The following is a 14,665-nucleotide window of genomic DNA, read 5'->3' as shown; positions in this document are numbered from 1 at the left end:
GCATCGCGGGCGGCGCGGACGCGCGGGAGGCGTTGCCGAGGCGGAGCGCTCGTAGCCCTGCGCGGCTCCGACGCACGCTCAGACCGGCCACGTCTCGCGGCGCCACGCAGCGTCCCAGAACATCCACTCGTACCGCGAGGTCGTCACCACGCGCTCGCGCATGGCGGCCTGCTCCGCCACCCCGGCGGTCTCGCCGACCCGGTCCACGAGCGCGAGGACGTCGGCGACGATCTTTCCGAACGCCTCGCCGCCATACGTGGCGATCCAGCGCGCGTACAGCGGATCCGGCGACGAGCGAGCGAGCAGCGCGGCGCCGACCTCCGCGTAGATCCAGTAGCAGGGCAGGACCGCCGCGAGCGCCTCGGCGAAGGAGCCCTGGTGGCAGGACCGGAGCAGGTACGACGTGTACGCGAGCGTGGTCGGCATGACGGGCGTCGCTCGCACCTGCTCGGCCGTGACGCCCAACTCCTCGAGCAACCCTGCGTGGAGCGAGCGCTCGACCTCGATCGCGCCTCGCGCGTCGCCGGCGAACATCGCGATCGCCTGCGCGTCCGGCGCCTTCGCGCCGACGAGCGCGAGGGCGCGGGCGTAGTCGAGGAGATAGTGCGCGTCCTGGACGACGTAGTGGGCGAAGGTCTCGCGCTGGAGCGAGCCGTCCGTGAGGCTCGCGATGAAGGGGTGCGCGAGGATCCGCGCGAAGACCTCCTCCATCGCGTTCCACATGCGCGCGCGAAACACCGTCGCTTCCATCGGAGCCCTCTGTCGCTGGTGGCGGGTTCCAGGATGATAGCCTCCGCAGCCACGACGGGGACGGTCGGGCAGGTATCCGCCTGGGCGGGCGTCAGCGCCGTCGACCGAGCTGGCCCTTCCGAAACGCGAGCGCGTCGAGGCCGAACGGCTCTCCGGGGCGTCGATCACTCGCGCACTTCGATGTGGTTCGTCACTCCATCCACGCCGAAGACGCACCACGCGTCCCGCTCGGCTGCGCGGCGCTCCACCCCGCAGCGGACCACTCCGCTCAGCGTCACGACCGCCCGGCGCGTCGAGACCCCGAGCTGGCTCGCGTCGACCAGCGGATCCTTCTCGAGCACGAGGCGGACGGCGTCGCTGATCTCGCCGTCGTCGTCCTCCTCGGGAGGAACGACCTCCAGCCCGTTCACCACGTCGCGGACGCCCGGCACCCACCAGGCGAGCGCTCCGGCGAGCCGCTTGTGGGCGAGGCTCGGGACGATCCCGTCGAGCGTCACGACTCCACGCGCGACCGACAGCCCGATCGTGCCGAGCACGACGTCCGGGCGAAGTGGCACTCCGGGCTCGAGCGACGGCGTGGCCCGCGCGAGCGGCTGCAGCACCGGCTCCTCCAGCAGGAGATCTCGCACGTGATCCCGGATCTCCGCGTCTCCCATCGTGCGCGCCGGCGCGACGCGCAACCGGTCGACGATGTGGTCCACGCCCGGGACCGAGGCGGCGCGCTCGAGCGCGAGCTTCTTCGCGGCCAGATCAGCCAGCTCGCCCTCCATCGTGAGGACGCCGTCCGTGAACGAGAGCGTGATGGGGTGATGCGGGGCATCGACCCGCGGCTCGGCGGCGACCTTGCAGCGCACCGCGTCCGGTATGGAGACCGACCTCATCTGGCCCCTGGGGAGACGAGCGACGCTGGACGATTCAGACGCGGTCCCTGATCTCCTTCGCGCCCGCGAAGTGAGCGCAGTGGGCGCTGCAGTAGAACTTTCCGCCGGCCTCGACTCCGTGCCCGATCACGTTGCAGCCGCAGTGCTCGCAGTGGGGTGCGAGCGCCTTGATCGCGCACTCGAAGCTGTCGAAGACGTGGTGAGCTCCCGCCGCGACGATCTCGAACGCCTTGTCGTACTCGTTGCCGCAGACTTCACACGTTCCGGTCATGACAGATTCCTCCGGCGAGGGCTGCATCGCCGCGTTCCAGCTTCCCGGCGAGCTGGCGGCCCCCGTCTCTCCCGTCGTGGAAGGCCATGCCTCCTCGGTCGCAGTTCGCCTTCCTTCCGGTGCGGATCACCGTACCGCCGCGGTCGGAGCCGCGGGGCGGGGTCTGCCGGGTCGCGCTGATCGGGGGCCCGACCCGGAGGCACCCCACGCCCCGCCACGCGCACGGGCGCCGCAAGCCTAAGCTGTCCACATGGGAGCTGGTGCCCAGCACTCGTTCGAGGAGCACCGCGGTGAGCTCGAGATCCGGATCGAGGCGCCTACGCTCCCCGACCTGTTCGCGGAAGCGGGGCGCGCGCTCGCCGGAGTGATGCACTCGACCCCGCTCGAGGCGCCCGTCCGCTGGAGCGACGAGGTCGCGGTGACCGCCCGGGATCGCGAGGCGCTCCTCGTCGGCTGGCTGAACGAGCTCGTCTTCCGCTCGGAGCTCGCGAAGGTGATCTTCACGGACTTCGACATCACGCAGCTCTCGGAGCGCCAGCTCGTAGCCCGGATCCGCGGCACGCAGATGCGAGAGCTGCGCAACCCGGTGAAGGCGGCGACCTACCACGGCCTCTCGATCACCGAGCACGCCGGGGGCTTCACCGCGAAGGTGATCCTCGATGTCTGAGACGATCAGGGAGAGCGCGGGCGTCGCCAGCGCGGGGCCGCCGGCGGACGTGGAGCTTCGCAGCGTCGGCCCCTGCCAGTACGAGATCGCGTGCCGCGCCGGCACGGGCATGCGGGTCCCGGCCCGCATCTTCGCGGACGAGGAGCTCCTCGGCCAGATCCGCCGCGACCGGAGCATCTCGCAGCTCGTGAACGTGACGACGCTCCCCGGCATCGTGGACGCCGCCCTGGGGATGCCGGACATGCACGAGGGCTACGGGTTCCCGGTCGGCGGCGTGGCCGCGACGCGGCTGCCGGACGGCGCCATCTCTCCCGGCGGCATCGGGTTCGACATCAACTGTGGAGTGCGCCTGCTCGTGTCCGACCTGCGCGGCGAGGACGTCACCCCGTCGCTCGAGGCGCTCGTCCACGAGATGAGCCGCAGCGTCCCGGCCGGCTACGGGCGGCACGGGCGGCTGGCGCTCACGCGGGACGAGATGGATCGCGTCCTCGGGGACGGGTGTCCCTACCTCGTCCGCGAGCACGGCCTCGGGCGCCCCGAGGAGCTCGCGCTCATCGAGTCGGGGGGCGTCATCGCAGGCGCGGACCCGAGCCAGGTCTCGGAGCGCGCGAAGCGTCGCGGCGAGGATCAGCTCGGCACGCTCGGCGGCGGCAACCACTTCATCGAGGTGCAGGTCGTGGACGCGATCTTCGACGAGCGCGCTGCTCGAGCGTTCCGCCTCTTCTCCGGGCAGGTCACGGTCCTCGTCCACACCGGGTCGCGCGGCCTCGGCCACCAGGTCTGCACGGACCACGTGAAGCTCATGGACGAGGCGCTGCACCGCTACGGGATCACCGTGCCCGACCGTCAGCTCGCATGCGTTCCGTTCTCCTCGCCGGAGGGCCGGAGCTACTTCGGCGCCATGTGCGCGGCGATGAACTTCGCCTTCTGCAATCGCCAGGTGATCGCTCAGCGCGCACGGGACGTGTTCCGGCGCGTGCTCCACGACCGGCCCGGAGCCGAGCTCCGGCTCGTCTACGACGTGGCGCACAACACCGCGAAGGTCGAGCGCCACGGAGATCGGACGCTCTGCGTCCATCGCAAGGGCGCGACCCGCGCGTTCGGGCCCTCGAGCGGGGAGATCCCGGCCGCGTACCGGGGCGTGGGCCAGCCCGTTCTCATCCCGGGCAGCATGGGGACGGCCTCGTACGTGCTCGCGGGTACCGACGAGGCCGACGCGCTCTCCTTCAGCAGCACGTGCCACGGCGCCGGGCGGGCCATGAGCCGCGGGGCCGCGAAGCGGCGCGTGCAGGGTCACGTCCTGCGGAAGGAGCTGCTCGCGCGCGGGATCGTGGTCCGCTGTCCGAGCAACCAGGAACTCGCCGAGGAGGCGCCGCTCGCCTACAAGGACGTCGACCGCGTGGTGGACGTGGTGCACCGCGCCGGGATCGCGCGGAAGGTCGCGCGGCTACGGCCGATCGGCGTCGTGAAGGGCTGACGCGCGACGCGACCCGGGACGACCCATCCTGCTTTCACCCCTTCGATCGGCTCGAGCCCGTCGGCGTTCGGACGCGCCCGACCACATCCTGCGAGGCGTGCCGCGAACTCGCCACTTCCCGGGCGCGCTCCTCTTCATCGCGACGCTCGCCGCCCCTCCCGTGGCGTCCGCGGACGAGGCGAGCGCCCCCGGTCCGCTCGTCGCCGCACAGGTCACGTCCATCGCGGGTACGGCGGGACGGCTCGATCCCGAGCGCGCCGTGTCCACCACCGCGACGCTCTGGCTGGGCGCGCGCCTCTTCCCGGATCTCGACGTCTACCTCTCGCCCGAGCTGGCCGCGGGAAACGCCCCGGGCGGCGGATCGGGCCTCGTCAGCCCACCCGACGCCGACCTGCTCGCGACCTCGCCCGCGCCGCAGGTCTACCTGGCACGGGCCTTCGTGCGCTGGGCCATCGGGCTCGGCCCCGAGCGCGTGCCCGGCGTCCCCATCGGGCGCGGCCGGCACCTGGTGCCGCGCACCGCGCCGGCTCGCCGGCTGGTGCTCACGGTCGGCGTGCTCTCGGCCGCAGAGCTGTTCGACCAGAACGCCTACGCGAACGATCCCCGGAGCCAGTTCACGCAGGGCGCCTTCGTGAACGACGCGACCTGGGACTATCCTCAGGACGTCCACGGCTACACCCGCGGAGCCCTGGCCAGCTTCATCACGCCGCGCCTCGCGATCCGGGCCGCGCTGTTCCAGCTGGCGCGGCAGCCCGGCGGTGACCTGGACTGGGACCTCTCACGCTCCAGGGGCGCGGTGGTCGAGGCCGAGCTGGATCCGCAGCTCCGCGGGGCAGCCGCCGCGGTGCGGCTCCGGGCCTGGCGGAACACGGGGCAGATGGGGCCGTACCGCCGAGCGGTGGAGGCGCGGACGCCCCCCGATCTCTCCTCGGTCCGACGGTCGGGCGCGATCGCGTGGGGCGTCGGGCTGAACGCCGAGATCGGAACCGCGGACCGGAGCAGCGGGATCTTCGTGCGCCTGGGCTGGAAGGACGGCGCCACGGAGCCCGTCGCGTCCGGCGAGGCCGACCGGAGCGCGAGCGTGGGAGGCCAGCTGGCCGGAGCGCGCTGGGGCCGGGCGAGCGACGCAGTCGGTGTGGCGCTGGCCTGGAGCGCGCTCTCGCCGGCGCACGCAGCCTACCTCGCGGCAGGAGGATCCGACCTCCACCTGGGCGCCCCGGGGTGGCGGAGCGCCGCGGAGCGCGCGTTGGAGGGCTATTACGCCCTCGCGGCCGCGTCCTGGGCGACCGTCTCCGCGGGCGCGCAGGTGATCGTCGGCCCCGGCGCAGACGGCGGACGCGGGCCCGTCGGCCTCCTCTGGTTGAGGGTGCACCTGGAGCGGTGAGCGGCGATCGGGTCCGGCTCTCACGGTCCGTTCCTGTTATCTCGCCTGGCGTCGAGTCGGTGCTCGCCGCGGCGGTGGTGTCCGGGCTCGGCGCAGGCTCGAGCCACGTGGAGACGTAGCCCCCGCGAGGGGAGGCGCTTAACCAATCGCGCCGCCGGGGGTCTATTACACGCAGCGCCGCTCCCTCCGGCCGGCGCAGCACGAGGCCGCGATGCTCTCCAAGCGCCTGCTCGCCGTGCTGGTCGTCACGCTGTCCGCGTGCGTCGTGGCCGCTCATCCCTCGCCCCCACCCCCGGCTCCGCCTCCGCCCCGGATCCTCGCGGCACCGGAGGCGGTCGCCGTCGCCACGCACTTCGCACGCTCGCGCGGGCTCGTCGTCGACTACACGATCACGGCGCGCGCCGACTCGCGGTCGCGCTGGCACGTCGAGCTGGGCGGAGCCGGCGGCCGCGATCATGCCCTGGTCGTCCTCGACGGCTACACCGGGCGGATCCTCCAGGCCAGGCTGCGCGGTCCTCGTGGCGAGCTCCCTCCGGAGACGCCACAGCCGGGCACGCCCGAGCCGGGCGCGACCCCGCCGCCCGGCGTGTCACCGCCGGCGAACCCGCCGCCGGCGCCGCCGGCGAATCGTCCTGCGCCGCCGACGACCCCTCCTCCGCCGCAGACGAGTCCTCCGCCGTCGACGAGCCCTGCGCCGCCGACGAGCCCTGCACCGCCGACGAGCCCTGCGCCGCCGCCGGAAGGCCAGGGCGGCGCACCCGGAGCGGGCGAGCCGACGTGACGAGCGCGACGCCCGGCGAGCCCCTCAGCCGCCCATGACCGACGGGGCCAGGCGCTGGCCGGCGTCGCCCAGCACGAGGCGCACGTCATGCGTCGCGCCATCGTCCACGAGCGCGATCGCCCGAGGATCGACTGCCGCTCCGTCCAGCCACGCCGCCTCGATCCCGCGGCAGCGACGCTCCGGGTTCGTCACGGAGATCTCGTAGCGCGTCCCGCCGAAGCGCCAGGTGATCGCGTATCCGGGCCAGGAGCTGGGAATGCACGGATCCAGCTCGAACGTCCCGCCCCGGCGCCGGAGCCCGAGGATGCTCTCGAGCCCGGCGCGGTACATCCAGCCGGCGGAGCCGGTGTACCAGGTCCACCCCGCGCGCCCTGCGTGCTCGGGGTGCGCGCAGACGTCGCCGGCGAGAACGTACGGCTCGCCCTGGTAGCGCGTGACGTCCGGGCCGGTGCGCGTGTGGTTGACGGGGTTCAGCATGTGGAAGATCTCGGCCGCCTCGTCTCCGCTCCCGAGCCGGGCGAGCGCCATCACGAGCCACGCCGCGGCGTGCGTGTACTGGCCGCCGTTCTCCCGCACACCGGGCGGGTAGCCCTTGATGTACCCGGGCTCCTGCGCCGAGCGATCGAACGGCGGTGTGAGCAGCAGCACGACCTGGGCCCCCCGCCGCACGAGGTGCGTGCGGACGGAATCCATCGCGCGGTCGGCGCGCCGCGCCGGGGCCACTCCAGACAGGATCGCCCAGGACTGGGCGATCGAGTCGATCGTGCACTCGTCGTTCTGCGCGGACCCGAGCGGCGCGCCGTCGTCGTAGTAGCCGCGCCGATACCACTCGCCGTCCCAGGTTCGCTCCAGCGCGGAGGCGAGGCGGGCCGCCTCGGCGCGGTAGCGACCGGCCCGGACGGCGTCGCCGCGCGCGGCGCACAGCGGTGCGAAGTCGTCGAGGACGGCGTGGAGGAAGAAGCCGAGCCAGACGCTCTCGCCGCGCCCCGCTCTCCCCACGCGGTTCATCCCGTCGTTCCAGTCCCCGCTCCCCATGAGCGGCAGCCCGTGGGCGCCCGAGGTGAGCCCGCGGTCCAGGGCCCGCACGCAGTGCTCGAAGAGCGAGGCCTCCTCCGCAGAGACACGGGGCTCTGCGTAGGCGTCCTGCGCCTCCGGCGCGAGCGCCGGCGCCTCGAGGAACGGGACGCCCTCGTCGAGCACGCCGGCGTCCCCCGTGGTCCGGACGTAATGCGCCACGGCGTACGGCAGCCAGACGAGGTCGTCCGAGCAGCGGGTGCGCGTCCCGCGACCGCCCGGCGGGTGCCACCAGTGCTGGACGTCGCCCTCGCGGAACTGCCGCGCCGCCGCCCGCAGGAGGTGCTCCCGCACGAGCTCCGGCCGCGCCATCGCGAGCGCCATCGCGTCCTGGAGCTGGTCCCGGAAGCCGAACGCGCCGCCGGGCTGGTGGTAGCCGGTGCGAGCCCACATCCGGCACCCCAGGTCCTGCTGGAGGAGCCACCGGTTCATGAGCACGTCGAAGGAGTCGTCGGGCGTCCGGACCTGCACCGCGCCGAGCGTGTCGTCCCAGCCGCGCGTCACGACCTCGAGCGCGGCGTCCGCGGCCTCGGCGGAGCCGTGCCGCCCGATCAGCTCCCGGACGTGGCTCACGTCCCTCCCCTCGCCGAGGAGGAACACGACGCGCCGGGTCTCGCCCGGCTCGAGGGCCACCGCGACGTGCAGCGCCGCGCAGGGATCGAGCCCCGCCCCGAAGTGAGCGGGCAGCGTGTCCTGCTCGAGCGCCGCCGGCCGCGCGAGCGAGCCGTTCCGGCCGAGGAAGGCGGCGCGGTCCCCGCTCGCCGAGCGAAGCCCGTCGCTCGCGTGCGCGAAGGCCACGCGGCCCGCGAACTCGTGGTTCCAGGCGTTCGTGGCGAGGACCGCCCCGGTCGCCGCGTCCTGCGCCGTCACGACGTGCTGGTTCTGGCCGGCCTGCGGCGGTCCGAGGACCCACTCCGTGTACGCGAAGACGGAGAGCCTCCTCGGACGGCCGCTCTCGTTCGTCAGCGTCAGCAGCGAGAGCTTCACGGGGTCCGCTGCGTCCACGAAGACGTCGAGCGAGTGGCGGACGCCGCTCGCCGCGCGCGCGAAGCGGGTGACCCCCGCGCCGTGGCGGATCACGAACCGGCCGCTCGCGCCGTCGCGGGGCAGCGGCCCGGGGGTGGGGGACCACGCCTCGCCGGTCTCGTCGTCGCGGACGAGGACGGCCTCGGAGGTGGGATCGGTGACCGGATCGTTCGCGAACGGCGTGAGGCGGTTCTCGCGGCTGTTCCCGGACCAGGTGAAGGACGACCCCGACGCCGTGACGATGGTCCCGAAGACCGGGCTCGCGATCACGTTCGCCCAGGGCAGCGGCGTCTCCTGATCGCCCTCGAGGACGATGACGTACTCCCGCCCCCCGTCCGCGAAGCCGCCGATCCCGTTCCAGAGCGTGAGCGGCGGCACCTCGGGCGGGGCGGCCGGCGCGAGCGCCGGGCGGGGCCGGGCGAGCTGCGCGCGCTCGAGCGGCGCCGGCTCGGCGGCGAGGGGCGCGGGTCGATCGAGCTGGTGCGCGAGCGATCCTTCGTCGCCGCTCAGGACCGCGCGGGCGACACCGGAGAGGAGGAGGCGCTCGGCCTCGCTCATCCGATCTCCGCGCAGGAGATACGCCCCGCCCGGCCGGTGCTTCCACGTGCGCCAGGGGCCGTCCTCGAGGAGGGCCGCGAGCCGGGCGTGGACCTCGTCGAGGTAGGAGATGGGGTGCTCGTTCAGGATGACCACGTCGGCGCGGAGCCCCTTGAGGCGCCAGTACTCCTGCGCCTGGAGGATCTGCCGGACGAGCGCGAGGTCGGTGTCCGAGACGACGCGCACGAGCAGGACCGGGAGATCGCCGGAGACACCGTGCCCCCAGAGCCCCTCCTGGCCCAGCGTGTTGCGGACGAGGATCTCGGGGCCCGGGCGCAGCGAGGCATCGGCGTACAGCACGCGCGAGGCGAGGCGCTCGAACAGGAGGGCCTCCTCGCTCGAGATGCCGAGGTGGTGCAGCCGGCTCCGCGCGTGCGCGAACGCGAGCGCGAACGTCCGCGCGGTCGCGGTCGGGTCGTGGTAGCGCTGCGCCAGCGCGAGGGCCGTCTCCCGGCTCGACGCCATCCCGGTGGCGAACGAGAGCCTCACCACGCCGCCGGGCGCGAGCCGCACGCGCTGCCGCAGGCTCACGATGGGATCGAGGAGGACGCCGGTCGTGCCCGAGAGCGGGCGGCCGTCGAGCGCCTGCGGATCCTCCGGGCCGCGGCCGCGGCCGAGGAAGCGCCCCCGATCGCTCTCCCACTCCACCGGCCCCTGCGTGCGGCCCTCCTGGCCGATGACGTGCAGCGCGAAGGCCTCGGCGTCGTCCGGGGCGCGCGGCCGCCGGCGGCAGAGCAGCGCGTTGCTCTCCGCGACGTACTCGGACTCGACGAACAGCTTTCCGAACGCGGGGTGGGCGAGGTCGTCGGCGCTGGGCGCGAGGACGATCTCGGCGTAGCTCGTGATCTCGAGCTCGCGGGCGCGATCCCCGTGGTTCGTCACCTCGAGCCGGCGCACCTCGACGTCGTCCTCGGGCGAGACCGCGACGTCGAGCCGCGTTCCGATGTCGTCGTCCCTTCGCTGGAAGGTCGCCTTCTCGATCGTGAACGTGACCACCTCGTCCTTCGCCTCCTTCGCGGTCGGGTGGTGCGTCGCGGACCACACCCGCCCGCTCCGGACGTCGCGGAGGTACAGGTACTGGCCGCCGGGGTCGCGGGTCGCGTCCTGGCGCCACCTCGTGACGGCGCGTCCGCGGCAGAAGCTCGTGCCGCCGCCCGCGTTCGTGACGACGGCGGTGTAGTTGCCGTTCGACAGGAACTGCGCGTGGGGGAACGCGGTGTGCGGCGACCGGAAGCGTCGGACCGCCGCCGGCGGCACCGGCGCCGCGATGCGCTCCGCCTCGTCCGGGCGCGGCCGGATGAGCGCCGCGTGGCGCGGCACGCGCTCCTGGAGGAGCAGCTCCGTCGCCTGCACCCGCGGATCGGCGTGGAAGCGCTCCACCATCCGGTTGCCGCCGAGCGCGCCGGCGAGGGCCGCGAGCGTCATCCCCTGGTGGTGGGCGAGATACGTCCGCACGATCGTGCCACGGGCGTGGACGGGCGAAGGCCGGTCCGTCTCGGGCTCCTCCGCGCGGCGGGGCGTGTAGTCGATCGCGTCGAAGTAGCCGTACGCGCCGAGGAGGCCCTCCCGCTCGAGGCGGCGGAGGTTCGCCGCTGCCGCGGTGGGGTGAACGAGCGCGGCGAGCGCCGTCGCGTAGGGCGCGACCACCAGCTCGTCGGCGAGGCCCCGCTTCATGCCGAGCCCCGGGACGCCGAACGCCTTGTACTGATAGTTCCCGTGGTGGTCGACGAGATCGTAGGCGGACTCCGAGATCCCCCACGGCACGCCGCGCTCTGCCGCGTAGTCCCGCTGCCGGCGAACGGCCATCCGGCAGGTCTCGTCGAGCAGCGTGTCCGGATAGCTCCGCATCACGAGCAGCGGCATGAGGTACTCGAACAGCGTCGCGCTCCACGACAGGAGCGTGGGGGTTCCGTGCACGCTCGTGACGGCCCGGCCGAGGTGGAACCAGTGCTTCTCGGGCAGATCGCCCTTGGCGATCGCGATGAAGCTCGCGAGCCGCGCCTCCGAGGCGAGGAGGTCGTAGTGGGAGGGATCGAGCCGGCCCGGTCCCTCCGCGTCCGCGGCGCGGTAGCCGATCGCGAGCAGGCTCCGCTGCGGGTCGTAGAGGAACCGGAAGCTCATCCCGTCGGCGAACGCGGCCGCGCGCCGCGACAGACTCTCGAGCCGCTCGCACGCATCGCTCGGGCCCGCCTCCCGCGGAGCCGGGTCGCGCCCGAGGCGGCGAAGCCCCTCGGACACCGCGATGAGCGCGCCGGCGAGGTTGCCGCTGTCCACGGTCGAGACGTACCGGGGCGGGAGCGGCGCGAGGCTCACCGTGTCGTACCAGTTGAACAGGTGCCCCTCGAGCCGCTCCAGGCCCTCCATCGTGGTGAGGGTGGAGTCGATCCGCTCGATGAGCTCGCCGGTCTCGACGATGCCGAGATCGTGGGCCGCCAGGGTGGAGAGGAGCCCCATCCCGATGTTGGTGGGCGAGGTCCGGTGCGCGATCCTCGCAGGCTCCTCCTGGACGTTGTCCACGGGCAGGAAGTGGTCGTCCGGGCCCATGAACGTCTCGAAGTACTTCCACGTGGCGCGGGCCACGCCGAGGAGGAAGTGCCGATCCTCCGGACCGAGCACGGCGTCCCTGCCGGCGATGGGCTGGGAGAGCCGGTACGCGAGGAGCGGCGCGACCGCCCACAGCGCGAGCAGGGGGCCCGCCGCGGCGAGCGCGCCTGGGCGCCACGCGGCGGCGAGGAGCGCGCCGCCGAGGGCGATCGCCGGGCTCGCCGCCATCCCGACGAGGAACGATCGCGCGCCGGTTCCCCGCTCGAGCCCGGCACCGCGCGCGGCGCTCGCCGCGGCGGTCTCCCACTCGAGCAGCCGACGCCGCGTGATCGCGACGCGGACGATGGTGACGAGCATCGCGTGCGTCATGGCGTACGCCTGGTTTGCGAGGAACGCGAGCTGCAGCACGACCCGCGCCAGGCTGCCCTTCGCGTCCTCCACGAGCCCGCGCACGAAGGCCCGCGGCGGCTGGTGCGACCTCGGGCCGGCGAGCGCCTCGAGCGCGAGCGGGTAGAGCGGAAACGCGAGGGACGCCACGATGGCGGCGGTCCAGATCGCCGGGCTCCCCGGCAGCACCGTCCAGGCGAGGAGGAGCAGGAGGACCGTCGCGGGCGCGAGCTGGGCGCGCCGCAGGTTGTCGAAGATCTTCCAGCGGGAGATGAGGGGGAGGCGGTTCCGCGCGAACCCCGCGCGCGTCGGGACGAACGGCAGGAGCCAGCCGAGGATCTGCCAGTCGCCACGCGTCCAGCGGTGCTGGCGGCGCGCGTGGGCGAGGACGCTCGAGGGGTAGTCGTCCACGACCTCGACGTCGGTCACGAGTGCGGTGCGGGCGTGGATGCCCTCGAAGAGGTCGTGCGAGAGGAGGGTGTTGTCCGGGACGCGCCCCTCCAGCGCCGCGGTGAACGCGTCGACGTCGTACAGCCCCTTGCCGGTGAAGCTGCCCTCGCCGAAGAGGTCCTGGTAGGTGTCCGAGACTGCGGTGGTGTACGGGTCCACGCCGGTGTGCCCGGCGAAGATCCGCGCGAAGCTCGAGCCGGCGGCGCTCGCCGTCGTGACGCTGACGCGCGGCTGCAGGATCCCGTAGCCCTCGGTGACGCGGCCCGAGCGCGGATCGATGCGGGGGCGGTTCAGGGGGTGCGCGATGACGCCGACGAGCTTCTTCGCGCCGTCGCGCGGGAGGCGGGTGTCCGAATCGAGCGTGATGCAGTAGCGCACCCGCGGGAGGATGCCGAGCTCCCCGACCTGCACGTCGTAGCTCGTGTCCGTCGCGCCGCGCAGGAGCCGGTTCAGCTCCTCCAGCTTCCCGCGCTTCCGCTCCCAGCCCATCCACGCGCGCTCCCCCTCGTTCCACTGCCGCGCGCGGTGGAAGAGGAAGAACCGGTCGGCCCGACCCTCGCCGAGGCGCGCGTTCAGCGCCTCGATCCCGCTCCGGGCGGCCGCGAGGATGGCCCCGTCCTCGGGCAGGTCGCGGGCGACGGCGTCCGCGAAGTCGCCCAGGATCGCGAAGTGGACGTGGGGGTCGAGGTTTCCGAGCGCGAGGACCTCGAGGTGCTCGAGCAGCGCCGCGACCCCGGCGACGCTGGTGAGCAAGGTCGGCACGACGACCAGGGTCCGCGCGTCCTCGGGGACCCCCGAGGAGAGATCGAGGCGCGGCAGCCGCCTCGGCGGCACGAGCCGGGCGGTGAGGCGCTGGACGAGCGCGACCGCCACCTCGCTCGCGGGCAGGACGACGAGCAGCGCCACGCCGATCTGCGCCCACGTCGAGCCGCCCCCGTGACGCGCGTACCCGACCGCGGCCCCGACCAGCGCCGCCGTCGCGAGCGCGATCGTCCCGAGGTACATCGTGGTCGCGTGCGCGAACGCGAACCGTCGCAGCCTCTTCGTCGCGCCGGGTCGCCAGGCGAGGTCGGCCTCCAGCTCGGGGCGCCCCTTGCCGATGAGGTGGTGCCCCACGTGCGCGGCGCGGGCGCCCGGCCCCTCGGCCTCGGCCGCCTGGCGCGCGCTCTCCACCGCGCGGAGGGCGACCCGGACCTGGGCCTCTCCCGTCGGCTCCGCGAGCTCCTCGACCGCCTGCCGGTAGCGGTCGCGGGAGAGGAACTCCATCCGGGCGTGGACGCCGGCGGGATCGCGCTGCAGCACCCGCTCGACCAGGCTGACGGTCTCGACGTACTGGGTCCAGTCGAGGGTCGAGCAGAGCCGCAGGCTCGTGATGACGTTCGAGACGGAGACCTGGGCGGCAGCCTCGCGCTGGTGCTCGCCGCGGATCGCCTCCTCCGCCGTCTGCCGATCGCCGGCGAGGTGGGCGTCGAGGCCGCTCCGGACCGCCGAGAGGCGCGGTCCGTACTCGCGCACGCGCTGGAGGAGCTGCACGACGAGCGCCGGGTGGAGCGCGCGCGGCAGCGGGGGCGGCAGGCCCTTCCCCGCGGCGTCGATCCGCGCCACGTAGGCGTCGGCCGCGCGCCGGGCCCCGCGGGCGGCGAGCGTCTCGTCGGCGAGCCGGCGAAGGTTCTCGACGAGCGCGAGCTTCAGCATGCTCGGCCACGCCCAGAGCTCGCCGATGGTGAGCGGGGCGACCGTCTGGAAGGCGTCCAGCCAGCGCACGAGCTGGGGTCGGTCGAGCCGGCTGTCGCTGTGGCGGATCAGCTCCACCGCGAGCGCGTAGACCCGGGCGTTCCCCGCCTGCTCCCGCGCAGCGAGCTTGGGCAGCTCCCGGTAGTAGCGGCGCGGGAGGTTCTGCCGGACGTCGCGGATCTCGGAGGCGACGAGGTGGTAGTTGTCGAGGAGCCACTCCGCCGCGGCTGTGACGAACTCGCCGCGGTGGACGTCGCCGGCGAGCGTGCGGTACGCCTCCCGGAGCTCGCGGACGTTGTCGTCGAAGCGCGGGAAGACGCTCCGCGCCGCGCGTCGCGACGGGTCGACGGTGAACCGGGCCGCGAGGGAGCGGGCCCGCTCGTCGAGGCGCTCGACGCTGAGCAGCTCGTCGCGGAACGGCCTCTCGGCAGCCGCGGGAGCGCGACGCGCCCTGCCGAAGAACGCCGAGTCCAGCTTCTCAGCCACGAGCACGCAGCCTCCCTGACGGAAGTCAGCGCGTCATCGGGGCGATGCGTGGAGCTGGCTTACCCTCCATTTAACACGCCGGCCCCCGCAGCGCCGGGGCGCAGGCCGGGGCACGCCTCGAATGCGGAGGGCAGCGCGGCCCGACGGGCATTAGGT

The 14,665-nt window shown here is 73.9% G+C and carries 8 protein-coding genes; 4 read left to right on the top strand and 4 right to left on the bottom strand.

Annotated elements, in window-relative coordinates; all coding sequences use genetic code 11:
• Window positions 1-78 precede the first annotated feature (78 nt).
• The 3 genes from tenA to AMOR_RS20650 form a co-directional block, all read right to left on the bottom strand.
• A complete protein-coding gene (gene tenA / locus AMOR_RS20660) occupies window positions 79-750 on the bottom strand; it encodes a thiaminase II (RefSeq protein WP_248353664.1) in 672 nt (223 codons plus the stop codon).
• A gap of 164 nt (window positions 751-914) precedes the next feature.
• Window positions 915-1,631, bottom strand: coding sequence for a BON domain-containing protein (locus AMOR_RS20655; protein ID WP_248353661.1), 717 nt, complete (start codon window positions 1,629-1,631; stop codon window positions 915-917).
• Between the two features lie 34 nt (window positions 1,632-1,665).
• The gene (locus AMOR_RS20650) at window positions 1,666-1,902 is read right to left on the bottom strand and encodes a hypothetical protein (RefSeq protein WP_248353659.1); all 237 of its coding nucleotides are present in this window, start codon (window positions 1,900-1,902) and stop codon (window positions 1,666-1,668) included.
• Between the two features lie 250 nt (window positions 1,903-2,152).
• On the opposite strand from AMOR_RS20650, the gene AMOR_RS20645 reads away from it, so the two are divergent.
• From AMOR_RS20645 to AMOR_RS20630, 4 genes are all read left to right on the top strand, one after another.
• Entirely contained in the window at window positions 2,153-2,569 is a 417-nt protein-coding gene (locus AMOR_RS20645; protein ID WP_248353657.1) for an archease, read from the top strand.
• Window positions 2,562-4,046 carry an RtcB family protein gene (locus AMOR_RS20640; RefSeq protein WP_318653818.1) on the top strand — a complete coding sequence of 495 codons (1,485 nt, stop codon included), beginning with the start codon at window positions 2,562-2,564 and terminating at the stop codon, window positions 4,044-4,046. Before AMOR_RS20645 ends, AMOR_RS20640 begins: the two co-directional genes overlap by 8 nt.
• Before the next feature lie 97 nt (window positions 4,047-4,143).
• The gene (locus AMOR_RS20635; protein ID WP_248353655.1) at window positions 4,144-5,430 is read left to right on the top strand and encodes a carbohydrate porin; all 1,287 of its coding nucleotides are present in this window, start codon (window positions 4,144-4,146) and stop codon (window positions 5,428-5,430) included.
• A gap of 211 nt (window positions 5,431-5,641) precedes the next feature.
• Window positions 5,642-6,211: a hypothetical protein gene (locus AMOR_RS20630; protein WP_248353654.1), complete on the top strand. Its 570-nt coding sequence runs from the start codon at window positions 5,642-5,644 to the stop codon at window positions 6,209-6,211.
• 24 nt (window positions 6,212-6,235) lie between these two features.
• On the opposite strand, the gene AMOR_RS20625 is transcribed toward AMOR_RS20630, so the two are convergent.
• Window positions 6,236-14,509 carry a GH36-type glycosyl hydrolase domain-containing protein gene (locus tag AMOR_RS20625; protein ID WP_248353653.1) on the bottom strand — a complete coding sequence of 2,758 codons (8,274 nt, stop codon included), beginning with the start codon at window positions 14,507-14,509 and terminating at the stop codon, window positions 6,236-6,238.
• Window positions 14,510-14,665: the final 156 nt, after the last annotated feature.

Origin of the sequence: Anaeromyxobacter oryzae, assembly GCF_023169945.1 — a bacterium.
GTDB lineage: Bacteria > Myxococcota > Myxococcia > Myxococcales > Anaeromyxobacteraceae > Anaeromyxobacter > Anaeromyxobacter oryzae.
This window is presented reverse-complemented; position numbering and strand designations above follow the sequence as displayed.

Excerpts from the sequence above, each read along its gene's own strand:
- tenA (WP_248353664.1), bottom strand. The coding sequence starts at position 750 with ATGGAAGCGACGGTGTTTCGCGCGCGCATGTGGAACGCGATGGAGGAG.
- AMOR_RS20630 (WP_248353654.1), top strand. The coding sequence starts at position 5,642 with ATGCTCTCCAAGCGCCTGCTCGCCGTGCTGGTCGTCACGCTGTCCGCG.
- AMOR_RS20650 (WP_248353659.1), bottom strand. The coding sequence starts at position 1,902 with ATGACCGGAACGTGTGAAGTCTGCGGCAACGAGTACGACAAGGCGTTC.
- AMOR_RS20645 (WP_248353657.1), top strand. The coding sequence starts at position 2,153 with ATGGGAGCTGGTGCCCAGCACTCGTTCGAGGAGCACCGCGGTGAGCTC.
- AMOR_RS20640 (WP_318653818.1), top strand. The coding sequence starts at position 2,562 with ATGTCTGAGACGATCAGGGAGAGCGCGGGCGTCGCCAGCGCGGGGCCG.
- AMOR_RS20655 (WP_248353661.1), bottom strand. The coding sequence starts at position 1,631 with ATGAGGTCGGTCTCCATACCGGACGCGGTGCGCTGCAAGGTCGCCGCC.